The 25,006-nt window shown below is 38.4% G+C and carries 28 protein-coding genes; 14 read left to right on the forward strand and 14 right to left on the reverse strand.

Going from position 1 to position 25,006, the window contains the following annotated elements; translation table 11 throughout:
• Position 1 precedes the first annotated feature (1 nt).
• The 13 genes from FKZ43_RS06885 to FKZ43_RS06945 are packed head-to-tail and all read right to left on the reverse strand — an operon-like array spanning position 2 to position 8,584.
• The gene (locus FKZ43_RS06885; protein ID WP_140945146.1) at positions 2-967 is read right to left on the reverse strand and encodes a flagellar hook-length control protein FliK; all 966 of its coding nucleotides are present in this window, start codon (positions 965-967) and stop codon (positions 2-4) included.
• A complete protein-coding gene (locus tag FKZ43_RS06890) occupies positions 945-1,379 on the reverse strand; it encodes a hypothetical protein (protein ID WP_140945147.1) in 435 nt (144 codons plus the stop codon). The genes FKZ43_RS06885 and FKZ43_RS06890 overlap by 23 nt, the downstream gene beginning before the upstream one ends.
• Positions 1,376-1,951, reverse strand: a complete 576-nt coding sequence (locus FKZ43_RS06895) for a MotE family protein (protein ID WP_140945148.1) — start codon at positions 1,949-1,951, stop codon at positions 1,376-1,378. The genes FKZ43_RS06890 and FKZ43_RS06895 overlap by 4 nt, the downstream gene beginning before the upstream one ends.
• 5 nt (positions 1,952-1,956) lie before the next feature.
• Positions 1,957-2,385, reverse strand: coding sequence for a flagellar export protein FliJ (gene fliJ / locus FKZ43_RS06900; protein ID WP_140945149.1), 429 nt, complete (start codon positions 2,383-2,385; stop codon positions 1,957-1,959).
• A gap of 7 nt (positions 2,386-2,392) precedes the next feature.
• The gene (gene fliI / locus FKZ43_RS06905) at positions 2,393-3,715 is read right to left on the reverse strand and encodes a flagellar protein export ATPase FliI (RefSeq protein ID WP_140945150.1); all 1,323 of its coding nucleotides are present in this window, start codon (positions 3,713-3,715) and stop codon (positions 2,393-2,395) included.
• On the reverse strand, positions 3,712-4,437 hold the full coding sequence (locus tag FKZ43_RS06910; RefSeq protein ID WP_181180295.1) for a FliH/SctL family protein: 726 nt from the start codon (positions 4,435-4,437) through the stop codon (positions 3,712-3,714). Before FKZ43_RS06910 ends, fliI begins: the two co-directional genes overlap by 4 nt.
• The gene (fliG, locus tag FKZ43_RS06915; protein WP_140945152.1) at positions 4,415-5,443 is read right to left on the reverse strand and encodes a flagellar motor switch protein FliG; all 1,029 of its coding nucleotides are present in this window, start codon (positions 5,441-5,443) and stop codon (positions 4,415-4,417) included. Before fliG ends, FKZ43_RS06910 begins: the two co-directional genes overlap by 23 nt.
• Positions 5,428-7,005 (reverse strand): flagellar basal-body MS-ring/collar protein FliF, encoded by a 1,578-nt coding sequence (gene fliF / locus FKZ43_RS06920; protein ID WP_140945153.1) that lies wholly within the window; start codon positions 7,003-7,005, stop codon positions 5,428-5,430. The genes fliG and fliF overlap by 16 nt, the downstream gene beginning before the upstream one ends.
• A 19-nt stretch (positions 7,006-7,024) precedes the next feature.
• On the reverse strand, positions 7,025-7,321 hold the full coding sequence (fliE, locus tag FKZ43_RS06925) for a flagellar hook-basal body complex protein FliE (protein WP_140945154.1): 297 nt from the start codon (positions 7,319-7,321) through the stop codon (positions 7,025-7,027).
• A 3-nt stretch (positions 7,322-7,324) separates the two neighbouring features.
• Positions 7,325-7,525 (reverse strand): hypothetical protein, encoded by a 201-nt coding sequence (locus tag FKZ43_RS06930; RefSeq protein ID WP_140945155.1) that lies wholly within the window; start codon positions 7,523-7,525, stop codon positions 7,325-7,327.
• Positions 7,522-8,019, reverse strand: coding sequence for a flagellar basal body rod protein FlgC (gene flgC, locus FKZ43_RS06935; protein ID WP_140945156.1), 498 nt, complete (start codon positions 8,017-8,019; stop codon positions 7,522-7,524). Before flgC ends, FKZ43_RS06930 begins: the two co-directional genes overlap by 4 nt.
• Positions 8,016-8,447 (reverse strand): flagellar basal body rod protein FlgB, encoded by a 432-nt coding sequence (gene flgB, locus FKZ43_RS06940; RefSeq protein ID WP_140945157.1) that lies wholly within the window; start codon positions 8,445-8,447, stop codon positions 8,016-8,018. Before flgB ends, flgC begins: the two co-directional genes overlap by 4 nt.
• A 14-nt stretch (positions 8,448-8,461) precedes the next feature.
• On the reverse strand, positions 8,462-8,584 hold the full coding sequence (locus FKZ43_RS06945) for an LPXTG cell wall anchor domain-containing protein (RefSeq protein WP_140945158.1): 123 nt from the start codon (positions 8,582-8,584) through the stop codon (positions 8,462-8,464).
• Between the two features lie 287 nt (positions 8,585-8,871).
• On the opposite strand from FKZ43_RS06945, the gene rlmN reads away from it, so the two are divergent.
• The 4 genes from rlmN (at position 8,872) to dnaA (ending at position 14,540) form a co-directional block, all read left to right on the forward strand.
• The gene (gene rlmN, locus FKZ43_RS06950) at positions 8,872-9,924 is read left to right on the forward strand and encodes a dual-specificity RNA methyltransferase RlmN (protein ID WP_181180296.1); all 1,053 of its coding nucleotides are present in this window, start codon (positions 8,872-8,874) and stop codon (positions 9,922-9,924) included.
• 16 nt (positions 9,925-9,940) lie between these two features.
• Entirely contained in the window at positions 9,941-10,591 is a 651-nt protein-coding gene (locus FKZ43_RS06955; RefSeq protein WP_140945160.1) for an adenylate kinase, read from the forward strand.
• A gap of 72 nt (positions 10,592-10,663) precedes the next feature.
• Positions 10,664-12,682, forward strand: coding sequence for a hybrid sensor histidine kinase/response regulator (locus FKZ43_RS06960; protein ID WP_181180297.1), 2,019 nt, complete (start codon positions 10,664-10,666; stop codon positions 12,680-12,682).
• A 358-nt stretch (positions 12,683-13,040) separates the two neighbouring features.
• Positions 13,041-14,540 (forward strand): chromosomal replication initiator protein DnaA, encoded by a 1,500-nt coding sequence (gene dnaA, locus FKZ43_RS06965; protein ID WP_140945162.1) that lies wholly within the window; start codon positions 13,041-13,043, stop codon positions 14,538-14,540.
• Positions 14,541-14,846: 306 nt separating this feature from the next.
• On the opposite strand, the gene FKZ43_RS06970 is transcribed toward dnaA, so the two are convergent.
• Complete coding sequence (locus FKZ43_RS06970) at positions 14,847-15,176, reverse strand: hypothetical protein (RefSeq protein ID WP_140945163.1); 330 nt, start codon at positions 15,174-15,176, stop codon at positions 14,847-14,849.
• A 132-nt stretch (positions 15,177-15,308) separates the two neighbouring features.
• Between FKZ43_RS06970 and FKZ43_RS06975 the strand changes: the two genes are divergently transcribed.
• The 10 genes from FKZ43_RS06975 to FKZ43_RS07020 all read left to right on the forward strand — a co-directional run bounded on the left by FKZ43_RS06975 (position 15,309) and on the right by FKZ43_RS07020 (position 25,004).
• Positions 15,309-16,067 carry a hypothetical protein gene (locus tag FKZ43_RS06975; protein WP_140945164.1) on the forward strand — a complete coding sequence of 253 codons (759 nt, stop codon included), beginning with the start codon at positions 15,309-15,311 and terminating at the stop codon, positions 16,065-16,067.
• A 3-nt stretch (positions 16,068-16,070) separates the two neighbouring features.
• Positions 16,071-17,090, forward strand: a complete 1,020-nt coding sequence (locus tag FKZ43_RS06980) for a KpsF/GutQ family sugar-phosphate isomerase (protein ID WP_140945165.1) — start codon at positions 16,071-16,073, stop codon at positions 17,088-17,090.
• On the forward strand, positions 17,087-17,620 hold the full coding sequence (gene lptC / locus FKZ43_RS06985) for an LPS export ABC transporter periplasmic protein LptC (RefSeq protein WP_140945166.1): 534 nt from the start codon (positions 17,087-17,089) through the stop codon (positions 17,618-17,620). Before FKZ43_RS06980 ends, lptC begins: the two co-directional genes overlap by 4 nt.
• Positions 17,621-17,687: 67 nt before the next feature.
• Complete coding sequence (gene hpf, locus FKZ43_RS06990; protein WP_140945167.1) at positions 17,688-17,987, forward strand: ribosome hibernation-promoting factor, HPF/YfiA family; 300 nt, start codon at positions 17,688-17,690, stop codon at positions 17,985-17,987.
• 4 nt (positions 17,988-17,991) lie between these two features.
• On the forward strand, positions 17,992-19,023 hold the full coding sequence (hprK, locus tag FKZ43_RS06995) for an HPr(Ser) kinase/phosphatase (RefSeq protein WP_140945168.1): 1,032 nt from the start codon (positions 17,992-17,994) through the stop codon (positions 19,021-19,023).
• 17 nt (positions 19,024-19,040) lie between these two features.
• Positions 19,041-20,630, forward strand: a complete 1,590-nt coding sequence (locus tag FKZ43_RS07000) for an ABC transporter substrate-binding protein (protein ID WP_140945169.1) — start codon at positions 19,041-19,043, stop codon at positions 20,628-20,630.
• 10 nt (positions 20,631-20,640) lie between these two features.
• Entirely contained in the window at positions 20,641-21,606 is a 966-nt protein-coding gene (locus tag FKZ43_RS07005) for an ABC transporter permease (protein WP_140945170.1), read from the forward strand.
• The gene (locus FKZ43_RS07010; protein ID WP_140945171.1) at positions 21,603-22,526 is read left to right on the forward strand and encodes an ABC transporter permease; all 924 of its coding nucleotides are present in this window, start codon (positions 21,603-21,605) and stop codon (positions 22,524-22,526) included. The genes FKZ43_RS07005 and FKZ43_RS07010 overlap by 4 nt, the downstream gene beginning before the upstream one ends.
• A gap of 65 nt (positions 22,527-22,591) precedes the next feature.
• Positions 22,592-24,130, forward strand: a complete 1,539-nt coding sequence (gene guaA, locus FKZ43_RS07015; protein WP_320415053.1) for a glutamine-hydrolyzing GMP synthase — start codon at positions 22,592-22,594, stop codon at positions 24,128-24,130.
• A gap of 4 nt (positions 24,131-24,134) precedes the next feature.
• Positions 24,135-25,004: a tetratricopeptide repeat protein gene (locus FKZ43_RS07020; protein WP_140945173.1), complete on the forward strand. Its 870-nt coding sequence runs from the start codon at positions 24,135-24,137 to the stop codon at positions 25,002-25,004.
• Positions 25,005-25,006: the final 2 nt, after the last annotated feature.

Consider the following 25,006-nt stretch of genomic DNA (forward strand, 5'->3'; position numbering starts at 1 on the left):
TTTAAATTATCGCTTCAATTGAACTTGAACCGTAAATCTTAACTAAACTGACTTGGTCAAATTCCTTTCGCCTGCTATTACCTTTTTTGAAAAACTGTTCCCTACGCCCACCACCTGAGTTTAAGCCGTCAAACATAACCCCAACCCTTTCAAGTTTAACATCGCTTGACTCCAACATCATCTTCAAACTATCAATGCCTGACTCTATAACCTGTTTAACCTCAAAATTTTTAACCTCAAACAACACGCTAACTCCTTTATCACCCTGCGAAATTTTAACAACGACTTCGCCAAGTTCCTTTGGCTCAAGCTTTAAAACTATCTCTCCCCTTTGCAAATTCTTCCCGCTTAACGCGAATTCCCTGACGCAATCAACGACATCTTGAACTTTAATCCCTTCATAAACAACCTGAAACTTTTCCCCATCCGAATTTCCCATAACCCTTAAACCATCCGAAACAAAATCCTTCACAACAAACTTCGCCTGTGAATTTAATCTCCCAAGCGAAATTTCAAATTCATTTTTGAACTTCTCATATTCACCGAAAGATAAACCCCGTTGATTTGACTTTATATGCTCGCTCTTAATTTGGGAATTAGCCTCGGTTTTCCCCACATTAATTTTTATTTCTTGCGTTTTCTCAAACTTACTAAATTCAAAACCCGCTTCTTTAGTTAATTTGCGAATCGGTTCAAAACCAATATCGCCCAATTCAATTCTTGCTTTAACATCCAATTGACCACTTTCTTCTTCGGAAACACGAGCAATCCGAACTATCCCATCGCCACGAATTTGCTTCGGTAATTCATTCTCGTATTGGGAAAACCTCACGAAAAACTTACCATCAACAGGATCAAACTCGGAATCTAAGTTCAAATGAGATGCTACCTGCGATGAAGTTAGTGATTTCAAAACTTCAACTTCAGAGCTTGAACTTCTTAACTTAACATTCGTAAAGCGATCCAACGGAAGGGGAATTAAACGATTTTAAATTCACAAATTCAAAATCTGCTTTTGCATCTGCTTCTCCAAAACGCTCACCATCAGGCAAGGTTTTAATTTTAAATGTCAAAAGTCCCAAATCAATCTTGGGAAGTTGAGCATTTTCAAAATTTGTGGAAATAGATATCTCACTTGAATTTTTCACTTGCTCATTGGGATTTTCAAATTGAACGCTTGCTGTCTCTTTTGTTTTCTCAGAAAGGGTTGGAGATTCCTGTTTCAAAGTTGTTGAAGCGTTCAAGATATTTAATAAAACCTGCAATAAAATGAGGTCAAACTGTCCCTCAAGTTCGGACTTTTCAATTTTCACTTCCCCGTGACTTAAATCAACTGGCAAATTCAAAATTTCAGATATGTTCAAAAAGTTAAAATTCATTTTCCACTTGATGTAAGTTTCATCGCCTTTTTTGCGTTCAATTCCGCAAGTATTTTCGCTGCTTGTCTTCTTTGCATATTTAAAATTATCTCAAGCGCTTCATCATCCGGCATATTTTCAAGTATTTTAGCAGCTGCTCCCGGTTCCATTGCTTCATAAATTTTTGCAATCGCCTTAGCCCTATCCGTCTTGCTTTCATTAAGCTTCGCTTGTAATTTCTCAATCATAGCGTCTTTCTTTTGCAATTCCATTTTAACTTGCTGAATTTGTCTGTAAAGAACGACGACGCTGTCTTTGTATTTTTTCAATTCAATTAAAACCTTGTCTAACTCCTTATTCAAACTGTCAAGTTTATACGCCTCAACATATTCAAGCCCTATTGAAGTCGTGTCCTCCCAGATAATTCCAGTTGTGTCCTTTTCAATTTTCAACGAATCAACAACTGCAACGGAACTTGGCAACGGTCTAAAAAGTTGTGGATAAACTTTTGAAAGAACATACATCCCCTCAAATATCGTCACAAATGAAAATGTGAAGCCGAGTATGTATCCGAGAATTGTTTTTTCCTCCATGTATCCTACTTGTTTAAAGTTGTCCTTTGAGATATAGCATCAAGGGATAACTGCTCTTTCTTTTGTGTTTCTTTTAAAATGTTGTTGATGAATTTTTCCTTTAACTTTTCCATCATCTTTTTGTCTTGATTTACCTTAACGAGCTCACCTCTCTTCTTCTCCTCCTCTTTCAAAAATTTTTCAAGCGTTGTTCTCTGCGTCTCCACTTGTTTGGCTAAAGAGTTCAAATACGCATATTGAATTTGAAGGTCAAGCACTTTGATTTTATCTTCAACTTCCAAATCTTCCATTTGCTTTTCCTTTTGGGCTTCAAGGTCTTCTAATACTTTTTCGGCATTCTCGCGAATTACTTTAATTTCAAAGAGGTCTCTTTTATGCTTCTTTTCCTGTAATTGACGAACTTTTAAAACCGGGTCAAGTTTAAAACGAGCCATTTTAACCTCAAATTAAATTTGCAAGTTCAATTAAACGATTAACCGAGTCCTCAAACTCTGCTTTTTCCCTCATATCCTGTCTCAAAAATTCTCTTATTTTGTCAATCATTTGAATTGATTTGTCAATTTTCGGATTACTTCCACGCACATAAGCGCCAATGTTTATCAAATCCTCGGCTTCTCTATATGTTGCGAGCAAGTCAATTATCTTTTCCGCCGATTTGCGATGTTTTTCGGAAACTATATCTGGCATCAAACGGCTTATGCTTTCAAGCGGGTCAATAGCTGGGTAATGTCCCATGTTCGCAAGTTTTCTTGAAAGCACAATATGCCCATCAAGTATTGCCCTTGTGGAATCAGCTATTGGTTCAGTTAGGTCATCACCTTCAACAAGGACTGTGTAAAGAGCAGTAATGCTTCCCTTTAATGATGTTCCAGCTCTTTCAACGAGTTTGGGCAACAAAGCGAAAACAGACGGCGTATAACCTTTCGTTGTCGGTGGCTCCCCTATAGCAAGCCCCACCTCACGCTGTGCCATTGCAACACGCGTTAAGGAATCCATCATAAACATAACATCAAGACCTTGGTCTCTGAAGTACTCGGCTATTGTGATAGCAACAAGCGCTGACTTAACTCTTATAAGCGGTGGTTTATCACTCGTTGCAACGACAACTACACTTTTTGAAAGCCCACTCTCACCAAGTTCTTTTTCAATAAAGTCCCTTACTTCCCTACCCCTTTCACCTATCAAAGCAATGACATTTACATCTGCGCTTGTATTTCTCGCTATCATGCCCATCAATGTGCTTTTACCAACACCACTCCCAGCAAAAATCCCAATCCTTTGACCTTTGCCGCATGTCAAAAGTGCGTCTATCGCTCTTATCCCTGTAGCAAGTGCCTCTGTTATCCTTTTCCTTTCAAGTGGTTCTGGTGGCTGATTGTAAATTGACCTTATTTCCTCAGCTTCAATCCACCCTTTCCCATCAATGGGGCGACCAAGTCCATCTATTACCCTCCCAAGAAGTTTTTTACCAACTGGAACCGAAAAAGATTTCCCGCTTGCCACTATTTCACTCCCTGGGCTAATTCTATTTATATCGCCAAGCGCCATTGAAAGAACGCGATTATTTTTAAAGCCAACAACCTCAGCAAGGCAAATCGTCTCGTCATCCCGTGACTTTATACTGCAAACTTCTCCAAGCGATGCGGAAGGACCAATTGATTCAATCACAAGTCCTATAACCTGCGTGACCCTACCATTGACTTTGATAAGGTCAAGATGTTCAAGCCGATCAAGATATTTTTTTATCCTTGCCTCAAGGTTCATTTTTGCTCAAGCATCTCAATAAGTGAATTTTCTATAAGTGAAAATTGCGTGCCTAAACGCACATCAACATTTCCAAGGTCACTTTCAATTATACATCCACCCCTTTCAATCCCAGGGTCTGCCTCTATTATCACATCCCCGCTTGAATCAATCATCTGTAAAATTTCCGGCTTTAACTCCCTTATCAACCTTTCATCTTCGGGATTCACCCTCAACTTGATTTTTTCAACGCCTATGACTCTCTTAACAGCTTCCCTTACCTGATTCACAACGAAATCATCATCCTTTTCAATTTCCCGTTTAACTATTTTCTTTGCTATCTCAAGCGCAAGCGAAAGGATAAGCTTTTCAATTTTTTGTTCCAATCCGCTCATCTCATTGTAAAAATTTTTCAGAATTTGCTCAAAAAGTTGAACATGCTCATTCAGTTCAACCCCCAATTCATCTCGTAAAAATTTTTCAGCTTCTTGAAAACCGCGCCTATACGCTTCATTTAACTTCACCTCGTATTCTTTCCTCAACTCTTCAATTATCTTCTCAACATCCACTTTTTCAACATCCCGCGAAATTTTTTCCTCTTCAATTTTTAAATCATCATGTGAACTCACAACTTGTTCAACGATATTGCTTTCATTCTTCTCAATCTCAAGTTCCTCAAACAAAAAATTCTCGCTTAAACGAAAATTTTTTATAACCCTTTTAGTAAACAATGTCCTCTTCACCTCCCCTTCCTGCGATGACAATCTCTTGATTTTCCTCAAGTCGCTTGATCACCTCAACTATTCTCATCTGCGCTGCTTCCACCTCGCGCAACCTTACAGGTCCCATGTATTGAATTTCCTCTTGCAACATAGCAGCAGCTCTTTCGGACATATTTTTGAAAATTTTCTCCCGTATCTTCTGATCCGCTCCTTTAAGGGCAAGTGCGAGGTCTTTTCTATCAACTTCGCGCAAAATCCTTTGTATGCTTCTATCATCAATGTAAATGATGTCTTCAAACAGGAACATCAAGCGTTTTATTTCCGTGGCAAGGTCAGGGTCTTGCTCCTCTATCCTTTGCAAAAGCTCCCTTGCCTCTTGAGAACCAACCTTGTTAAGTATAGCTGCAACGGTTCTTGCCCCGCCGGTTGCGCTTACCTCTTGGCTTAAAGATGTCTCCGCCATGGAATCAACTACACCTTCAATTTCAGTTAAAATCGCCGGCGAAATTTTGCCAAGCTTCGCAATTCTATAAATAACATCAACGCGCAAATCCTCTGGAAGTTGATTTATAACTTTCGCCGCTTGTTCAAGAGGAAGATGTGAAAGTATTAAAGCGATCGTCTGAGGGTGTTCCTTCTGAAGGAAATTCGCAAGTTGCTGTGCATCCGCCTTCTTCAAAGCTGAAAAACCCTTTATCTGCGTCATGCTATGAACCTTCTCAACTATCTCACTTGCCCTCTGAGGACCTAGCGACTTCTCAAGTAATGTCTTGGCATAATCAAAACCACCAACTATGATATACTCCTGCGCCTTCATCATCTGAAAAAATTCCTCAATCACAGCAGAAACAACTGAAGAAGAAACCCCCTCAAGCGACGATATCTCTATTGCAAGTTGCTCCATCTCTTGAGGTTCAAGATGTCTGAAAACTTTTGAAGCTGTTTCAACATCAAGTGCAAGAAGTAGTATCGCCGCTTTTTGTTTGCCTGTTAAGTTCTCGTATTTTAAACTCACCGCCTTTGCCATTTCGGTTTCTCCTCTTCTAATAGCCAAACTTTGACCAACCTCGTCGCTTGTTCAGAGTTTTCCCTGATATATTCCGTCACCTTCTCTTTTATCTGTTCTTTTCTGACAAGCTCAAGCTCTAACTCTTCCTCAGAGGGTTTCACTTCTTCAACCGCAAGGGTTTCAGGCCCTTCAAGCTGTGTTTGAGGAGCAACGGGCGGGAACTCCTTCACCTCTACTTCCGGAATTTCTCTCCTAACCCTTAACCTCCCAAGAAGCATAAAAATAAGAACAATTGACAACAAAATCGCAAGCCCTATGATAATTTTCTCAACAAGTTCTCTCCATGATTCCTTCGGCGTCTCCCGATAAACAAATTCCATCTCACCCCCGACCGATTCAAATGGGATATTCACAACAGAGACCTGATCATTTCTATCTGGGTTGAAACCAACGGCGTTTTTAACTATCTGTGTAAGCTTCTCAATTTGTTGCTCATCCCTTGGGATATACTCAACTTTTTTAACCCCACCAACATCATTGACTTTATAAGTCCCATTGACAAGCACAGCAACCGAAAGCCGTTTTATATTTCCAACCCCTTCAACTATCCGTTGAAGCGTGCGTGTAACCTCATAGTTCGTTATAGTGTTATTCTTTTGCGAACTCGTAGTTAAAAAAGTTGAATCAACGGAACTGCTTCTTTCCTGAATCGTCTGCTCGCTTCTAACAACCGTTTTGTCGGGGTCATACTCTTCCATGGTTTTCTCAACCTGAGTGAAGTTAAGCTCAACATCAACCCTAACCATTGAATTTCCAGGTCCAAGGACACCATCAAGCAAACTTTGAACTTTATCCGAAAGATATTGTTCAACATTTTTCTTTAATTCATATTGCTTTGAGCTTATCTTTGCAATTGGATCAGATTCTGAATCTTCCGAAAGAAGTCGCCCCCTGGAATCAAGGATTGTGACATTCCTTGGCTCAAGCCCCTCAACGCTGTTTGCAACAAGATAAGCGATGCTTTGAACATTTTCCCTGGTCAATTTAGCCCCTTGCTTGAGCTTCAAAATCACAGATGCGGTCGGCTCTTTTTGATCCTCCTTGAAAAGCGCTTTCTCAGGGATAACGATATGAACCCTTGCAGCTTCAACACCATCAAGCTGTAAAATTGTCCTCGCAAGCTCGCCTTCAAGCGCCCTTTTGTAGTTTATTTTTTGGACGAAATCTGAAACACCGATATTCCCTTTATCAAAAATCTCATACCCAACGATACTTGAATTAGGCAAACCCTCTCCAGCCAATTGAAGCCGCAACTCATATACATTTTGCTTCGGCACAAGTATAGTCCGACCATCATCTTTTAACTTGTACTCAATCTTTCTCTCCTTCAACTTTTCAATTATCTTACTTGCGTCCCCGGGCTCAAGGTTTGAAAATAAAACCGCATATTCTGGCTCACGAACCCAGGAAATCAAAACCAAGAAAACAACAAGGCAAACAAGAACAGAACCAACGAGAATTATTTTCCTTATGTTGCTTAACCCTTTCCAAAATTCTTTTATCTGATTGAGCGAGTTCATCAATTTCTAAAAAATTTTTTTAAACCTGTAAACGCATCAATTCCTTATACGCCTCAAGCATCTTGTTCCTAACCTCCATTAAAAGCTCAAAACTCGTCTTTGCCTTTTCAACAGCTATCATCACATCATGTATATCGTTTATTTCACCGGTAATCGCTTTTTCAACGGCTTCCCCTGCCTCAAGCTGAAGTTCATTCACATCTTTGATAAATTCCTTCAATACTTGCTGAAAACTTTGAACGCTCTCCCTTACCCTCTCGCTCGCTTTTATACCCGCGATTTCACCTGAACTTAGGGAGTTTATCGCCTTGATCATACATCAAACCCTTTTGTTGATGAATTTCCCTGTATCAAAAATTTGACGCCCATTTGAATCGTAATAACTTCTTATCTCTTCAACCTTCTCATTAAAAACACTTTCAAAGTATTCCATCTCCTCCTTCGTCAATACATCTACCGGGCGTTCAACCTTCAGATTCTCCAAAAACACGAAAAAATTATTTACACTCTCAACTCTCATATCTCCAAAGCATCCTTTGCTATGTTTTTTGAAGCGTTAAAAGCGGTGACATTTGCCTCGTAAGCTCTCGTTGCGGAAATCATATCAACCATCTCAACAATTATATTGACATTCGGCATATGAACATATCCATTTTCATCCGCATCCGGATGTTCGGGGTTATAGACGAGCCGTTCAGGGGAGTCATCCTCAACAATCTCAGCTCTTACACCACTGATGGGAGCTTCGTCTTCAAAAAATTCAATCCCACCAACTGAAAAATGCTTTTCATCAGTTATCTTAAGCCCTATGGTTTCATTTCTTAAAGCAACCTGGAAACTTCCCTCAGGCGAAGCCCTCATCACAACTATTTTCCTTTTATACGGCGTTCCGTTTTCGGTCCTCGTCGTCTCAACATTTGCAATGTTTTCGGCTATCGCTGTCATCCTCTTCCTTTGAGCGCTTAATCCCATTGCACTTATGTTAAATGAAGCAAAAATTTTTTCAATCTTCATACGCCACCTCCCTTTATTGCTTTTTGAATTCCCCTGAACGACTCACCTATTAACTTAACCGCAAGCTTATACCTTATCTGATTCTTTGCAAGTTCAGCCATCTCATAATCAATGTCAACATTGTTGACACCGCTTGCCAACGGGTCTGAATTAAAAGCTGGCTTTTCTTGAACAACCTCTGCATTGACCTCGCCGATTTCCTTAGCCCCTATCTGAAAATGTTTTTCATCTGTCCTCAAACCTTTTATAAATTCACCACCCAAACTTTTCCTCAACTCCTCTTCAAAATTAACATCCATTCTTCTATACCCTATCGTCGTTATATTCGCAATGTTTGATGCCAAAACTCTCTGTCTTAGCGAGTAGGCATCAAGCGCCTTTTCAAGTAGGGGAATTTTTGTCCCGTTGAAAAGAAAAACCTTCAACATCTTAACCCACCTTTTTATTGCGCATAAAGTTCAAAGCGAATTTCATCATCTTCAAAATCCTGTCTCCGCTTTCGGCTCATCAAGAAAGCAGCGATTAACACTCCAAGCAAACCAAAAACAAGAAAAATTTTCCTCATCAGTGCCAACATCAAATTTGTTTTTGCATAAATCTCATAAAAATATTAAAGCAAAATAAATGCCATCTCAAAGTCTCCACCACAAAACAAAAAATTTATCAAAATCTAAAATCCACCTGACCAATATCATACAACTGCTGGACAATATTAAACACAGACATTTCTATTTATGCATCTGATTTGACAAACCTTTGATATACCGTTTGATGACCAAAATTAAATCCGCATTTTGCTAAAAAACATCAAAATTGATAAATTTTTACAAAATAACTCAGCATATGTGTAAAATGAAGAAGGTATCACTAAAAGGGTTGACGTTACCTGAGCTTGAAAATTTTGTCGTTGAACTCGGCTGGGAAAAATATCGCGCAAGACAAATTTTTAAATGGTTATACAACAAGCAAATAGATGACCTCTCAAAGATGACCGATCTTCCGAAAAGCTATAAGGAGAAACTTGCACAATCTGTTGATATAAACGAGCTGAAGCTTTTAACATTTGAAAGGTCTGATTGCGATGGCACGATAAAACTTTTATTTGAACTAAAAGATGGTGAAAAAATAGAAAGTGTCCTTATCCCTGATCAATCGCGACTAACATTGTGCATCTCAACCCAGGTTGGTTGCCCGATTGATTGTAAGTTCTGCGCCACAGGAGCTATGGGCTTTATGAGAAACCTCACCGCCGGCGAAATAGTTGATCAAGTGATTCAATCACAAAAAATTTCTGAAAGAAGGATAACCAACATCGTCTTTATGGGAATGGGGGAACCACTCTTAAACCTTAAAAATCTTTTAAAGGCAATTGACATCATAACAAGCAATGACGGCATAAGAATCGGCTCAAGAAAAATCACTATCTCAACGGTTGGTCTGCCAGATAAAATCAAGGAATTGGCTGATGCGGGGAGAAAGGTTAAACTTGCCATATCGCTTCACACACTCAACGAAGACCTCAGGAAGAAACTCATCCCAATAGCAAACCGATACCCAATTCAATCAATAATTGAAGCGGTCAAGTATTACTACAACAAAATCGGACTTCGCATAACATACGAATATATACTCTTTGAAGGGCTTAACGATACGGACGAGGATGTAAAAAAACTAGTTGAACTTGCTAAAATAGTTCCCTGTAAAATAAATATACTTAAATTTCACCCTGTTGACTTCATAAGGAAAGACCCGATATTAAAAAATCTCAAACCCTCAAAACGACTTGAAGAATTCGCTCAAAGGTTAAGGGAAAATAATCTAACTGTCTTCATCCGAAGCAATGCCGGGGAAGACATAAAAGCTGCTTGCGGTCAATTAGCTATCTTAACCGAAATTCAAAATTAAAAAGGGAAACCTCAAAATGCGTCTCATCCTCTTTGGTCCGCCCGGAGTTGGAAAGGGAACCCAAGCCCAAATCCTTTCTCAAAAACTTAACATCCCACATATATCAACTGGGGATATACTTCGCGAAGCGGTAAAAAATCAAACAGAACTCGGGCTTAAAGCAAAATCGTTTATGGACAAAGGTGAACTCGTCCCGGATGATGTGATGATAGGTATAATAAAAGAGGTGCTCTCATCCGAAAAATGCAAAAGCGGTTTTATACTTGATGGTTTCCCCAGAACGATAAACCAAGCAAAGGCGCTTGATGAAATTTTTGATGAGCTTAACATAAAACTTGACTATGTCATAAGCATTGAGGTTGATGACGACGAAATAATTAAACGCCTAACAAATCGGCGCACTTGCAGAAATTGCGGGGCTGTTTACAATTTGCTTATTGATCATATCCCAGAAGATAATAAATGCCCAAGGTGCGGTGGCGAACTTTATCAAAGAAGCGATGATAACCCGGATGTCATAAAAAACAGATTGAAAGTTTACAGGGAATCAACCCAAATACTACTTGAATATTATGACAAAAAAAACATCTTGAAAAAAATAAATGGCGTCGGAGAGATAAACCACATAACTAAACTAATCCTTCAAAGCATCGGAGTTAAAGATTAGAATTTTTTTGTTGCGATTTTTTTTATATTATCCACATCAATGGGTTCGTTCAACTAAAAATTTGAGAAGATGATGTCGGAACTTGAAAAACTCAAGCGGGAAAATGAGCTTCTTCGGAAAAATCTTGAAAATTTGATGCGCATAACCGAAAACCTCGTCAGTACTCTTGAAATAGATGAACTCCTTGAAACACTTGTGGGTCGCCTTGCCGAGATTACAAATTCAGATGGCACAGCGATTGCTCTCTTTGATGACGGAAACCTCACTATTAAGAAGGCAACCGGCGTAATTGCAAAACTTGCTGGCTTAAAATTACCTAAAGAAGAGAGCTTCTCGTGGAGAATTATAAATGAAGGAAAAACCATTTACCAAAGGACAGAAGAACCCACCTCTAAAATTTACATAGATATAAAAGACCTTGGTATTTCAACAAGCTTGGGTATCCCATTGAAAAGGTTTAACAGAGTGATAGGAGTTTTATCCCTGCACTGGCTCAAACCCTATACCCCAACTGAAGAAGAGATACATCTACTTGAGGTCACCGCGGAAAGAATCACTTTATCTATAATGAATGCCCAACAATTTGAGCAAATCAAGCTTCAAGCACAACTTATTGATCTTTCGCCATCTGCTTTAATAGTCGGAGATTTGAACGATATGATAATGTTCTGGAATAAATCAGCCGAGGAAATTTATGGATATACAAAAGAAGAAGCAATCGGAAAGAATATAACGGACTTAATTTACAAGCCAGAGCATCTTGAGGATTATTTCAAGGCAAAGGATATCACGCTTAAAGATGGGAAATGGAGCGGGGAGTTAAAACAAAAGACAAAAGATGGACGAACGATAACAGTTTGGTCAAATTTTAAACTTTTGATCGATGACGAGGGAAGACAGGTTAAAATTTTGGTCGCAAATACAAATATAACCGAAAAGAAGAAAATTGAAGCACTTTTAAACCGAGCCCAGCGACTTGAAGCCATTGGACGACTTGCAGCTGGGATAGCTCACGATCTAAATAACATATTACAGCCAATAACAATGGCCTCAGAGATACTCAGGCGAAGGTCAAGGGATGAGGCGGAGCAAAGATATATTGAAATAATCAATCTCTCAGCGCAAAGAGGTGCGCAACTTGTGAAACAGATCTTGACATTTTCCAAAGGGATAAGTGGTGAAAAAGGAATCGTTCAGGTCAAACACTTGATAAGGGAAGTTGAAACGATTTTGAAGGAAACCTTCCCTAAAAACATAAAGATTGAAGTTGACATCCAAAAAGACCTGTGGGAAGTCGTCGCCGACCCTAATCAAATAATGCAAGTTTTAATGAACCTATGTGTAAACGCAAAAGATGCCATGCCAAATGGCGGTAAGCTAGCTATAAAGGCACAAAACTTAACGCTTGACAATCACTATGCAACTCAAATCTCGGGTATAAAACCAGGTCCATATATACTCATAACCGTTGAAGACACAGGAGTTGGAATACCAGCGGAGATAATTGACAAAATTTTTGATCCCTTCTTCACAACTAAAGAACCAGAAAAAGGAACAGGGCTTGGTCTTTCAACTGTAAACAACATCATAAAAGAACATGATGGTTTTATAAATGTATATAGCGAGGTTGGGAAAGGAACTATTTTCAAAGTTTATCTCCCAGCATCAAGTGGGGAAATAAAACCGGCAATTGAAGAAATCACCGAGGAAATTACCGTTGGCGATCAGGAGTTAATACTCATCGCTGAAGACGAAGCTCCTATTTGCTTGATGATAAAAACAGTACTTGAAGATAATAATTATAGAACTATAACCGCAAATAACGGTGCTGAAGCGCTTGTAAAATTCATACAAAATAAAGATGAAATTGCCCTCATCATCGTCGACCTTGGGATGCCAGTTATGGATGGTGCAGAACTCATAAAAACTGTCAGAAAAATAGAGCCAAAAGCTAAAATAATAGCCACAAGTGGGCTTGCCACCCCGACAGCACTGCTTGACGAGGTTGTAAAAAATATATCTGCATTCATTCAAAAACCTTTTGATGCAAAAACCCTACTCAAAGAGACGACAAGAGTGTTAAAATCTTGAATTCAAACCTCAAAAATATTTCCTATCTTCCCTCTTGCCTTTGACGAAAATTTTGCTTATTAATAATTGGATAGCGATTTTGCTCGTGTTGATAAGTTGTGGATAACTTTAAAGATTTTTGAAATAAATTTTTAAGTAAAAAGTCGCAAACTCAAGTTTATTTTGGAAGGATGTGGATAATTTTCGTTGGAAGTTTGAAAAATTACAAAAAATCAATCGTTTTTTGCAGAATAGGGATGTGGATAACTTTGTGGATAATGTGGATAACGACTTGAATTTGACACTATGAGTTATCAACAAGTTATCCACAATTTTCGTGAAAATGTGGATAAGTCAAAAATAAAAAATTTGAATAAAAATGGACTCGTTAAACGAAAAAGAAGTTAAGGCTAATAGCGAGCTAACCAATGAACCCTCCTCCCAAAAAGGTTTGGTTGACGCAAAAGCTGTATGGGATGAATGTCTTTCAATAATCAAGGATAATATCAACCCCCTGAGCTTTAAAACATGGTTTGAACCGATTGTCCCTTTAAAAGTTGAGGGAAAACAGCTTACGATTCAAGTACCAAGTCAATTTTTTTATGAATGGCTTGAGGAACATTATTACGGGTTGATCAAGAAGACCTTGGCGAAAGTTTTAGGTGAAGGGGCAAAGCTTGTTTATTCCGTCGTGATGGAAAATTCATCAATAGACGAGCCTAAGGCGATTATAAATTTACCATCCGTTCCAAAACCGACAAAGTCACCATCAAGTCAAGTTCAAACTCACTCAATTCAAGTTAAATCCCCATCCGAATATGAAGCATTTGACGCTGATATTTTCGGAAAAACAAATTTAAATCCAAGATATACATTTGATAATTTTGTAAAAGGTGATTGCAATCAACTTGCACGAGCAGCTGCTCTTGCGGTTGCGAATAACCCTGGAGGGACATCTTTTAATCCGCTTTTGGTTTATGGAGGTGTTGGGCTTGGGAAAACACACTTGATCCAGGCGATAGGTAATTATGTGCTTGCAAATAAAAAGGCAACAAGAGTTTATTATGTATCAAGCGAAAAATTCACAATTGATTTCGTTGAGGCGATCCAAAAGGATAAGGTCAACGAGTTTTCAAATTTCTATAAAAGTATGGATGTCTTGATAGTTGATGACATTCAATTCCTTGCCGGGAAAGAAAAGACACAGGATAATTTCTTTCACATATTTAATGCTTTACATCAAGCGAGAAAACAAATAGTTCTCTCCAGCGATAGACCCCCGAAGGAGCTGAAAGGTGTTGATGAGAGATTAATTTCGCGGTTTCAATGGGGATTGATCGCTGATATTCAACCACCGGACCTTGAAACGAGAATAGCAATTTTAAAGAAAAAAGCCGAGGATAATGGGATAGAACTTCCACAAGAAGTAATTGAATATATAGCGGTTCATATAACATCAAATATAAGGGAGCTTGAAGGTTGTCTTATAAGTTTGCTTGCGAAATCGTCGCTTGAAAATAGAAAAATTGACATTGAACTTGCAAAGGAAGTCGTTAGAACAATTGTCAAAGATACATCGGTCAATGTCACAATTGAAGAGATTCAGCGAATCGTTTGTGAATATTTTGGAATCCCGACGGATATGCTTAAAGCAAAAACAAGAAAGCAAGAAGTCGCTATAGCAAGACAAATAGCGATGTATCTTTGCAAGGAACTTACCGACTCATCTTTGAAAACAATCGGTTTACACTTCGGGGGAAGAGACCATAGCACCGTAATTCATGCTTGTCAATCGGTTGAAGATGAAATGAAAAGGAACGAGAAATTCAGGAATCTCGTGGAACAATTGAGAAGAAAAATTGAATTTAACTCAAAATAACAGCAATGTTGATAACTTTGTTGATAAGTTGTTAATTGCTGTGGATTCGCTGTTGAAAAGTCATAAAGTTATCCACATTTGAGATGTGGATAACTTCAAAATGTTGATAAAGTTAGAGTTATCCACATTCAATTAACATGCCGTTATTGTTGGGTTTTATCTTGCTACCCCAAAATTAAGCGAAAACGAATTGTTTTTCAAGATAAATTTTGAAAATTCCCCACTTTGTTATTTTCTACAAAAAGTTATCCACATATCCACACTGCTAATTAATAATCTTATAATAAATAAAAGACAAAAAACTAATTAAGATTTAACTGATTCTATAGCTTGAACTATAAGTGGGTAGTACCTATCAAGTGCACACTCAACCGAATTTCTCAATTCGCAAACACCATCTTCTGTTTCCCGACATTCTTTGCAGATATTCTCTCGCAGAGCGTTTACATAGTCATCCATTTTATCGCTTTTAACCGAAAGAACAACCTTCACAATTTTTGGAAAATATTCCTTAACTCCACACATTGACCTTTCCGAAATCCTACAAATGCCATTTCCATGCGGATCGCTATCAATGCAAACTTTGCAAACTATGTTTTGAACCGCAAGCCAATATTTTTCAAGTTCAAGTGTCATAGTAGCTCCTTAAAGTTTGTTTTTCAATTCTATTTTTAAAAATTCCCGTGAAAAAAGCAAGTTAAGTGTTGTTTTGATTTTTTGAAGAGGTATTGCTACATTTAAAGTTGAAGAACAAATTTATCCTTAAGCGTGAGATTAAACGGAAATTTTCCAAGAAATTTAACGGATAGAGAGCTTGATTGGATTTTGTGGATGTTGCCATCTGAAAAATCAGGTTATAAGGATTATCGTTTGCTTATTGAGAAATCGGTTATCATTGGTTATGGAAAATTTGAAGGGGATAATTTAATTCTTGGTCAAGTTGGGGACTTACCTGATGAGGAATCTTTTTTCACACCTGTTGTTTCACTTGGTCAGATAGAGACGCTTGAGGCGAAAATTCAAATTTCAATACATAAACCGCACAAGAACCAAATTCAAATTGATATTGTAAATCTCAATGGGGAGACCATTCCTGATGAGATTACCGAGGTAAGGAGATGGAGCTATTCAAGGTGGAATCCGGGAGAGCCATCTCCAGCGACAGGGAAACCGGTAAGGGAGGTTAGAATTTTTTCAAAATCTGAAAGCAATTTAATACTTGTTTTAAGTCCGTCGGATAAGAAGATATGGTTACACGAGATTGATTCGGGGATAAATTACATAATTCCGGTTACAAACTTTTTTAACGAGTTGATGAGACAGCGAAGGGATATTTTTGAAAAGATTGGGGGATTAAATGTTCCTTTGATTTTTGAAAACATTGATAAGTTCAGCGATGCGCAGATAAACAATGCCTTTTTATCTTACAGCAAAATTTTTGGGAAGGTTGATGTTGGAGCATATGAGGAGATGAAGGAGAAAAAGGGGTTTCTTGATTTTTTGAAAAGAAAGTTTAAAGGGGGATGATTTATGGACAAAGGGAAAATTGAAACAGAAAAAGATGTAATTGAAATAGGCAAGCGAGTTATAAGGATTGAAGCAAATGCGGTTGCGGAACTTGAAGATAGGATTGATGAAAGTTTTGCAGAGGTTGTTGATTTGATTTTGGGGTCAACTGGAAGAGTTGTGATAACTGGTGTTGGTAAGTCGGGTATTATAGCGAGGAAAATAGTTGCGACTATGAATTCAACAGGAACACCTGCTCTTTATCTTCACCCAGCGGACGCCATCCATGGAGACCTTGGTGTTGTGCGAAAGGAAGATGTGGTCATTTGTATTTCAAAGAGCGGGGACACGGTTGAGGTCCTGCGTTTGATACCGATTTTTAAAAGGATCGGTGTTCCTGTGATTTCAATGGTCGGGAATTTAAATTCACAACTTGCTCGCCTTTCTGATTATGTTTTGAATGTTTCCGTTAAAGAAGAAGCGTGTCCGTATAATTTAGCTCCGACTGCTTCAACTACAGCAACTCTTGCGATGGGGGATGCGCTTGCGATTGCTCTTCTTGAAAAGAGGAACTTCACGGTTGAAAACTTCGCCTTGTTTCACCCGGGTGGAAATCTTGGGAAGAGGTTGCTTCTTAAAGTTAAGGAGTTGATGGTCTCAGGTAAAGATGTCCCCATTGTTCATACTTCAACACCTATGAAGGAGACGATAATTGAGATGACATCAAAACGACTTGGAGCAACATGTGTTGTTGATGATAAAGGAAAACTTGTCGGCATAATCACTGATGGAGATTTAAGGCGACTTCTGCATAGGACTGAAAATGTTTTTGGCTTGACCGCCGGTGAAGTCATGACGAGAAATCCGAAGACAATTAAGGAAGATGCGCTCGCTGTTGTAGCTCTTCAAGAAATGGAACATTACAACATAACTCAACTTGTTGTCATTGACGATGAGCGATTTCCCATAGGTATGATTCACATTCACGATCTTGTGAAAGCGGGGTTAAGTTCATCTGAAACAGAGAACGAATTTGATCAATGAAGATAAAAACGATGTTTTTTATTCTTGCCCTTGTATTTTCAAGTTGTGAAGAGAAAATCAAACCTTCAATCGTTCATCTTTCCGATGTTCAAATCCCATCTCAAGAGTCGTGGAATGCAACCATCGTTTTTAGCGATTCAGGAAAAATTAGGGCTGTTTTGAAGGCTAGTCATATCCTTGTATTTCAAGATCAAGATGTGACAGTTTTAAATCAAGGTTTTAGAGTTGATTTTTATGATGAAAACGGGAAGCATACATCGTATTTGATCGCAGATAGCGGTAGAGTTAACGAGAGGACCAAAAATCTTGAGGCGTATGGGAACATAGTTGCTGTCTCCGACGAGGGAACGCGTGTTGAGACAACTCGTCTTTTCTGGGATAATGAAAGAAATAAAGTCCGCTCGGATGCTTTTGTTAAGGTGACATCACCAAATGAGATTTTACAGGGTTATGGTTTTGAAGCGGACCAGGATTTGAAAAATTATGTCGTCTATAAAGTAAGTGGACAAGCGAGGGTTGAGGAAAAGTAGAAAAATTAATTGACAAATCGGAAGTTAATTGTTATATTTACACTTGAAAACAAAATGAGAATTTGCGATGGCGCTTCAAATCATAGGTCATCACATTGAGGTTTCAGATCAAATTAAAAATTATATTGAAAGGGAGATTTCACGTTTAGACAAATTTTTTGATGGCATAATAAACGCTGAAGTTATATTAAGACAGGATACTAAACACAATCACTTGAAGGAAGCAGAGATAATAGTGAAGGTATACGAGCACAGATTGACATCAAAGGCGAACGATCCGGATATACTTAAAGCGTTTGACAAATCGCTCACAAAAATTGAAAGGCAGCTTATAAAATTCAAAGATAAGTTGAAATCGCACAGGTGAGAAAATGTTTAGCAGGGAATTTAAAGAAATAAAAAAGACGCATATCACGGTTGGTTTCTTTTATGAGTCGGGGAAAGAACTGTTCAAGTTGAAGGTTTTGAATGGGGATGTCGGCTTTGATAGAAAGATAACGGATAAAAATATACATCGTCCAGGGCTTGCGCTTGCTGGATATGTTGAGCTTTTCACATACAATAGAATTCAAGTTTTCGGGAACACGGAGATAAGGTATCTTCAAAGTTTGTCGCCAGAGGGTAGAGTTAAATCAATTCAAAACATACTTAAGTTTGAAATTCCTTGCGTTGTCATAACGAATGACAATTCGCTTCCTGACAATCTCCTTGATCTTTTCACCGAGAAGAAAATTTCTGTTTTTCAGACGCCACTTGAGACCACAAAGCTTGTTTATTTCATAAGCGATTTCCTTGACGATCAATTCGCACCGCAAACGGTTGTTCACGGTGACCTTGTTGATGTCTATGGGATAGGGCTTCTATTTGTTGGGAGATCAGGAATTGGAAAAAGTGAAATAGCGCTTGATCTTGTTGAAAGAGGACATCGTCTTGTGGCTGATGATGTTGTTTTAATAACCAAGAAAGGTGAAAACATATTAATTGGCACTTGTAACACGATAACGAAGCACTTCATGGAGATAAGAGGGCTTGGAATAATTGATGTCAAGAATATGTTCGGGATAAGAGCGATAAGATATCAAAAGAGGGTTGAGGTTGTTGTTGAACTTCTTGATTGGGACCCGAAAGAGGAATATACTCGCACCGGGCTTGATGAAGAAAAAATCTCCATACTCGGTGTTGAAATCCCACTTGTTAAGCTTCCGATCTTCCCAGGGAAAAATATAACCGTTATAGCTGAAGTCATTGCGCTTAATCATTTATTGAAACATTACGGTTACGACTCAGCCAAGGAATTCAACAAAAACATTGAAACACTTCTAAGGCAAAAAGCGTCTTCCTTAAAAACAGATGATTTCCCCATTGAGAGGATAGCCAGATACTTTGAACATGACTTTGAATAAATAATAATAGAGATTAAATGCGCGTTAATCAAATTCTGTTCTTTTTGATTTTATCCTTGCTCCTCACATTGGGTTGTAGAAAGGAAATCAAAAGAAATTACATAGTTATTGGAAGCACTATTGATATTGACTCTTTTAACCCGTATCTAAGCACATCGCTTTTCACTCAAGATATACTTGATAGAGTTTACCTTCGTCTTGCTGTTGAACATGAAGATTACCGAACCTTTACGCCACTTCTTGCGAAGAGATGGGAATGGTCAAAGGACTCTCTTCAAATCACTTTTTATCTTCGCAATGATGTTTATTGGAGCGATGGTGTTAAGACGACAGCGTATGATGTTGAATATAGTTTTAAAGCAGCCATTTCTCCCGAACTTGCTTGGCTAAACGCGGAGGACATAGTTAGAAATATAGAGGATGTAAAGGCTTTGAATGAGACAACGCTTGTTGTTAAGTATCGTTATGTTTATCCATATCAGGTTATGGATATAAACGATGTCTGGATAGTCCCGCGACACATCTATGAAAAGATCCCCTTCTCCGAATGGAGGAAGAATGGTTTCTTTGATCATAATCCTGTGACAAACGGTCCATATAAAGTTGCTCGCTGGGAAAGAGGACAATTGATTGAACTTGTCAAAAATGAAAGATATTTTGATAAAAATTATCCAAAGATAGAAAGGGTTTTCGTTAAAATCGTCCCAAATGAATCAAATTTAACTTTGCAGTTCTTGAATGGTGAGATTGATGTTTTGCCTTCCGTTTCGCCATCTGTTGCTGATAAATATGGGGGAGATAAAAATTTAAAGTTTGTTAAGTATCCACACCTTGCGTATGAATATATTGGGTGGAATCAGAAAAATCCGATATTTGCCGATAAAAAGGTGAGACAAGCGCTATCATACGGGATAAATGTTGATGAGATAATAAATGTTATTTTAAAAGGGAATGCCGTTCGTTCAACTTCACCATTCCCATCAATTTTTTGGGCTCACAATGAGAAATTAAAACCATATCCATATGATATTCAAAGGGCTAAAAAACTTCTTTATGAAGCTGGCTGGCGGGATTCAGATGGGGATGGAATCCTTGACAAGGTTATAGATGGGAGAAAGGTTGATTTTAAATTTACATTGATAACGAATGCTGAGAATCAAACGAGGAGGGAGGTTGCAGTGGCTATCCAAAATGACCTTTTGAAGCTTGGTGTTAAGATGGAAATCCAGCTTTATGAATTTAACACATTTATGCGCCATATACTTGATAGAAATTTTGATGCGGTTTTATCAGGTTGGAGGATTGCGACTAAGCCAGACCTTTCTTCTTTGTTTCACACCGAGGCGATAAAATCAGGGCATAATATCGTCTCGTATTCAAATCCGTATTTTGATAAGCTTAATGATTCAGCAGCTGTTTTAAACAACCTTGCAAGTGCCAAGAAAATTTGGGATGAAATTCAAGAGATACTTTATGAGGACCAACCTTATACATTTCTTTATGAGCCAGTTCGGATAAATGGGATTAGCAAAAGGATAAAAATTGAGACCGTTAAAATGAACAGTATAAGTTTCCTTTTTAATTTGCACGAGTGGGAATTAAGGTGAAGCCGGGAGAATGAGGGTGATTTTAAAACGAATTTTAAACGCTATTTTTCTTTCCCTTGGCATATCCACGGTTGTTTTCTTGCTCTTAAGGATATTACCTTCGGTTTCGTTCGCCGATTTGTATTTAAGCCCAAGATTATCGGATGAAACGATCGCAAGGATAAAATCATCTTATGGACTTGATAAACCTGTTTTGATTCAATTTTTCGTCTGGGTAAAGGAAATCGCGATGGGTAATTTCGGGTTTTCTTTTATCTATCGCAAGCCGGTGATTGAGTGTATATTTGATGCTTTTCTTTCAACCTTGATCATCGGGCTTCCAGCGCTTATTTACAGTTTTGGTTTAGGTATTGTTGTTGGTGTTCAATTGGCTCGTAAAAAAGGGAAGGCGGTTGATAAGTTCGTAAGTGTTTTTCTCCTTATTTTATATTCAATTCCAACTTTTTGGGTTGGGATAGTTTTTATACTCATTTTTAGTTATGCGCTTGGATTTTTCCCTTCATCTGGGCTTCGTTCTTTTAATTTCAATGAGATGAGCTTTGTTGAGAAAATTTTTGATTTATTTTGGCATATTTTCCTTCCATCTTTCACACTTGGTATAGCGCCTATGTCTGCAGTTGCAAGGTTTGTAAGAAGCCACACGCTTAAGGTTTTATCGCAAACTTATGTTAAAATGGCAAAAGCGAAGGGTCTTGAAGAGCGTCTGATTTTTTATCGTCATGTTTTGCCGAACGCTTTGCTTCCCGTTGTAACTCTTTTTGGTCTTTACCTGCCTGTTTTCCTCGCTGGATCAGTCGTCGTTGAGCAAATTTTTTCAATTCCGGGGCTTGGGAAACTTGCGATTGACTCAATTTTTAAGAGGGATTATCCTCTTACCGTTGGGATAACATTGTTTGTTTCTTTCATCGTCATATTTGGGAATTTGATCTCAGATATACTATACACAATTTTTGACCCAAGGATAAGGTTGGAATGATAGCGCGGAAGAAAATATTTTGGGTTTCAATCTTTGTGGTGTTCTATCTTGTTTTAGCGGATTTGATAGCACCGTTTGATCCCATAATGTCGCTTGACAGAGAAAATCTTTCATCATTACCGCCTTTGACAAGGGTTTATGAGATAAATTTGAAAGACGGTGGGAAAGTCATCGCTTTTGATTATGTTAAGCAAGGCGAATTCGTTTATTACACACAGAAATTTTCGCGTGGCAGGGTTAAACTTGAGGATTTGAAAAATGTTAGGTCGCTTCTTTTTGTCTTCGGGACGGATAATCTCGGGCGAGATGTGTTAAGTAGGACAATTTATGGGGGCAAGATATCCCTTTTAGTTGGCATAATTGCTTCTTTTATCGCTCTTTTTGTCGGACTGATTGTTGGAGTTTTCGCTGGTTACTTCGGTGGGATAATTGATAAGGTTTTGATGCGAATTACGGATGTATTTCTTGCTTTCCCGAAATTGTTCCTTGTGCTTGTGGTTGTCTCTCTTAGTTCGGGACAAACGATTTTCTCTCTTATTTTAATTTTAGGTCTGTTAAGTTGGATGGGAATAGCAAGGTTTACAAGGGCGGAATTTTTGAAGTTAAAAAATATGGAGTTCGTCCTTGCGCTTGAAGCGATTGGTTTCCCAGATCTTAAAATTGCACTCAGACATATTTTGCCTAATGCTATATTGCCATCTCTCGTGAATATGCCCTTGCTGATTGGTGATTTGATCTTGACGGAATCAATTTTAAGCTTTATTGGCTTTGGGGTTCAACCTCCAACTCCAACTTGGGGAAGTATGATAAGTGAGGCGGAAAAGAGTTTGCTTTCAACTTGGTGGCTTCCAATCCCGCCTGGCATTTTAATCTCAGCTACTGTTTTAATTATGAATTGGGCTTCTGAAATTGAAGAATAGGTAGTGGGAAATATTGGGATTTTTTTCTTATATTTATCATAAACTCTCAAAAATTTTTCTCAATCATGAGACCGACTGAATTTATACTTGTACTTGATTTCGGCTCGCAGTATACTCAGCTTATAGCCAGAAGGATAAGAGAGCTAGGTGTCTTTTCGGAGATTCAAAGGTTTGATTTCCCCATTGATGAAATTTTAAAGTTGAAACCAAAGGGGATAATTTTATCAGGAGGGCCTTCAAGCGTTTACGAAGATGGCGCACCTCAAGTTGATGAAAAATTGTTTGAACTTGGAATTCCAGTGCTTGGAATTTGCTATGGACTTCAATTGATAGCGTATAAACTTGGTGGAATTGTTGATAAGTTTGCCAAGAGAGAATACGGGAAGGCAGTTTTAAGAGTTATAAAAGATGACGATTTATTTTATGGGTTCAATTCACAAAGCGTCGTTTGGATGAGCCATGGGGATGCACTGATAAAGGAACCGGATGGCTTTGAAGTTATAGCTTGGACTGATAATTCGCCGATTTGTGCTATAAGAAATAAAGATAAAAAGATTTACGGCGTTCAATTTCATCCGGAAGTTGCGCACACGGAAAGGGGCGATGAAATTTTGAGAAATTTTGTGTATAAGATTTGCGGTTGTAAAGGTGAGTGGAACGCTGAATTTTTCATTGAAAGGGAGATTGAGGAAATAAGGAAGATTGTTGGGGATGAAAAGGTTATTTGTGCCGTAAGTGGTGGGGTTGATTCAACAGTTCTTGCACTGCTTTTAAGTAGAGCTATCGGGGAGAATTTGATCGCTATTTTTATAGATAATGGTTTGATGCGCGAGGGTGAAACTGAAGAGGTCTTGAAAAATTTTAGGGAAATTGGGGTTAACATTTATTATGTAAATGCAAGCGAGGTCTTTCTTGAAAGATTAAAAGGTATCTTTGATCCAGAGGAAAAGAGACGAATCATTGGGAGGACATTTATTGAGATATTTGAAAGAGAGGCGGAAAAATTTGGCGATGTGAAATTCCTTGCGCAAGGGACGCTTTATCCTGATGTCATTGAATCAACGAGTTATAAAGGTCCTTCATCAAAGATAAAGACGCATCATAATGTTGGGGGTCTTCCTGAGCGTATGAATTTCAAGTTGATAGAGCCGTTTAGAGAACTTTTTAAAGATGAGGTCAGAAAGATAGGGAGGTCTTTGGGTTTAAGCAATGAAATTTTAAACCGCCATCCTTTCCCAGGTCCTGGGCTTGCTGTTAGAGTTGTTGGGGAGGTAACAAAAGATAAACTTGAAATTTTGCGCAAAGCAGATAAAATTTTCATTGAGGAGATAAAGAAAGCAAATTTATACGACAAAATTTGGCAAGCGTTTGCTGTTCTTTTGCCAATTAAAACAGTTGGTGTTATGGGGGACGAGAGAAGTTATGAGTATGTGGTAGCCCTTAGAGCTGTTTCAAGTCAAGATGGTATGACGGCGGATTGGTTCAGATTCCCGTATGATTTGCTTGAGAGGGTTTCAAATAGGATCGTCAATGAGGTAAAAGGTGTAAATCGTGTTATCTATGATATAACAACAAAACCACCGGCGACAATTGAATGGGAGTGAGAAAATGTCCAACGGGATAATAAAGAAAATGATTGAGAGAGCGAGGAAGTATTTTGACTCGGGGAAATATCTTCATTCGCTTCAGATTTATCACAGGATTATAAGTGAGTATCCGGGGTATGTTGATGCGTACTCTGAGTTGGCTTATGTTTACACAAAGCTTGGGAAGGAGGGTTATGCTGAGAAGCTTTTGAGGAAGGCGCTTCAAATAGAGCCGGGGAACGAGGAAGTGCTCTTTTTGCTTGGGACGAATTGTTTGCGCTCAAAGAAATTTGATGAAGCGATAAAATTCTTAACAAAGCTTGCTTACCTTGAATATCCAGCTGTTCATTATAACCTCGGACTTGCTTATTATTACCGTGGCGATTACCTTGAGGCCGAAGCCGAGCTTAAAAAAGTTTTAAGCCTTGACCCGGATTTTCCCAAAGCTGTTGAGTCGCTTGCCGAGATATTGATAAAGCGCGAAAGTTATGATGAGGCGGTTGATTACTTAAAGCGTGGGATAAAAAGAGAGCCCTATAATCATACGCTTTATTATCTCTTGGGCATATCATTTTGGAATTTGGGAAAGTTAAAACAAGCTCGCGAGGCAATTGAAACCGCTATTGACCTTGAACCGAATAAAGGAATCCTGTGGCAAACATGTGGTGAAATTTTACTTGAACTCGGTGAAATTGAAGAGGCGGAGAGGTATTTCAATCGCGCTATTTCACTTGATAAAGGTTTAGTTGATTCGTTCATAAATCTCGGTTTAATTCATTTGTATCGTGGTGAGGATGAGCAAGCGAGAAAGTTTTTTGATGAGGCAATTAAAATTGACCCTAAAGCGAGCGTGAAAATAGAGGAAAAAATCAAACTTTTAAGAAATGGTTAAGT

This window comes from Candidatus Thermokryptus mobilis (genome assembly GCF_900070205.1).
Classification (GTDB): domain Bacteria; phylum Bacteroidota; class Ignavibacteria; order Kryptoniales; family Kryptoniaceae; genus Kryptonium; species Kryptonium mobile.

Excerpts from the sequence above, each read along its gene's own strand:
- FKZ43_RS07020 (WP_140945173.1), top strand. The coding sequence starts at position 24,135 with ATGTCCAACGGGATAATAAAGAAAATGATTGAGAGAGCGAGGAAGTAT.
- FKZ43_RS06930 (WP_140945155.1), bottom strand. The coding sequence starts at position 7,525 with ATGAGAGTTGAGAGTGTAAATAATTTTTTCGTGTTTTTGGAGAATCTG.
- guaA (WP_320415053.1), top strand. The coding sequence starts at position 22,592 with ATGAGACCGACTGAATTTATACTTGTACTTGATTTCGGCTCGCAGTAT.
- fliJ (WP_140945149.1), bottom strand. The coding sequence starts at position 2,385 with ATGGCTCGTTTTAAACTTGACCCGGTTTTAAAAGTTCGTCAATTACAG.
- flgC (WP_140945156.1), bottom strand. The coding sequence starts at position 8,019 with ATGAAGATTGAAAAAATTTTTGCTTCATTTAACATAAGTGCAATGGGA.
- FKZ43_RS07000 (WP_140945169.1), top strand. The coding sequence starts at position 19,041 with ATGCGCGTTAATCAAATTCTGTTCTTTTTGATTTTATCCTTGCTCCTC.
- fliI (WP_140945150.1), bottom strand. The coding sequence starts at position 3,715 with ATGAACCTTGAGGCAAGGATAAAAAAATATCTTGATCGGCTTGAACAT.
- fliG (WP_140945152.1), bottom strand. The coding sequence starts at position 5,443 with ATGGCAAAGGCGGTGAGTTTAAAATACGAGAACTTAACAGGCAAACAA.
- fliE (WP_140945154.1), bottom strand. The coding sequence starts at position 7,321 with ATGATCAAGGCGATAAACTCCCTAAGTTCAGGTGAAATCGCGGGTATA.
- fliF (WP_140945153.1), bottom strand. The coding sequence starts at position 7,005 with ATGAACTCGCTCAATCAGATAAAAGAATTTTGGAAAGGGTTAAGCAAC.
- flgB (WP_140945157.1), bottom strand. The coding sequence starts at position 8,447 with ATGTTGAAGGTTTTTCTTTTCAACGGGACAAAAATTCCCCTACTTGAA.
- hprK (WP_140945168.1), top strand. The coding sequence starts at position 17,992 with ATGTTTAGCAGGGAATTTAAAGAAATAAAAAAGACGCATATCACGGTT.
- hpf (WP_140945167.1), top strand. The coding sequence starts at position 17,688 with ATGGCGCTTCAAATCATAGGTCATCACATTGAGGTTTCAGATCAAATT.
- FKZ43_RS06890 (WP_140945147.1), bottom strand. The coding sequence starts at position 1,379 with ATGAATTTTAACTTTTTGAACATATCTGAAATTTTGAATTTGCCAGTT.
- FKZ43_RS06960 (WP_181180297.1), top strand. The coding sequence starts at position 10,664 with ATGTCGGAACTTGAAAAACTCAAGCGGGAAAATGAGCTTCTTCGGAAA.
- lptC (WP_140945166.1), top strand. The coding sequence starts at position 17,087 with ATGAAGATAAAAACGATGTTTTTTATTCTTGCCCTTGTATTTTCAAGT.
- FKZ43_RS07005 (WP_140945170.1), top strand. The coding sequence starts at position 20,641 with ATGAGGGTGATTTTAAAACGAATTTTAAACGCTATTTTTCTTTCCCTT.
- FKZ43_RS06955 (WP_140945160.1), top strand. The coding sequence starts at position 9,941 with ATGCGTCTCATCCTCTTTGGTCCGCCCGGAGTTGGAAAGGGAACCCAA.
- FKZ43_RS06945 (WP_140945158.1), bottom strand. The coding sequence starts at position 8,584 with ATGAGGAAAATTTTTCTTGTTTTTGGTTTGCTTGGAGTGTTAATCGCT.
- FKZ43_RS06895 (WP_140945148.1), bottom strand. The coding sequence starts at position 1,951 with ATGGAGGAAAAAACAATTCTCGGATACATACTCGGCTTCACATTTTCA.
- FKZ43_RS06980 (WP_140945165.1), top strand. The coding sequence starts at position 16,071 with ATGGACAAAGGGAAAATTGAAACAGAAAAAGATGTAATTGAAATAGGC.
- rlmN (WP_181180296.1), top strand. The coding sequence starts at position 8,872 with ATGAAGAAGGTATCACTAAAAGGGTTGACGTTACCTGAGCTTGAAAAT.
- FKZ43_RS06970 (WP_140945163.1), bottom strand. The coding sequence starts at position 15,176 with ATGACACTTGAACTTGAAAAATATTGGCTTGCGGTTCAAAACATAGTT.
- dnaA (WP_140945162.1), top strand. The coding sequence starts at position 13,041 with ATGGACTCGTTAAACGAAAAAGAAGTTAAGGCTAATAGCGAGCTAACC.
- FKZ43_RS07010 (WP_140945171.1), top strand. The coding sequence starts at position 21,603 with ATGATAGCGCGGAAGAAAATATTTTGGGTTTCAATCTTTGTGGTGTTC.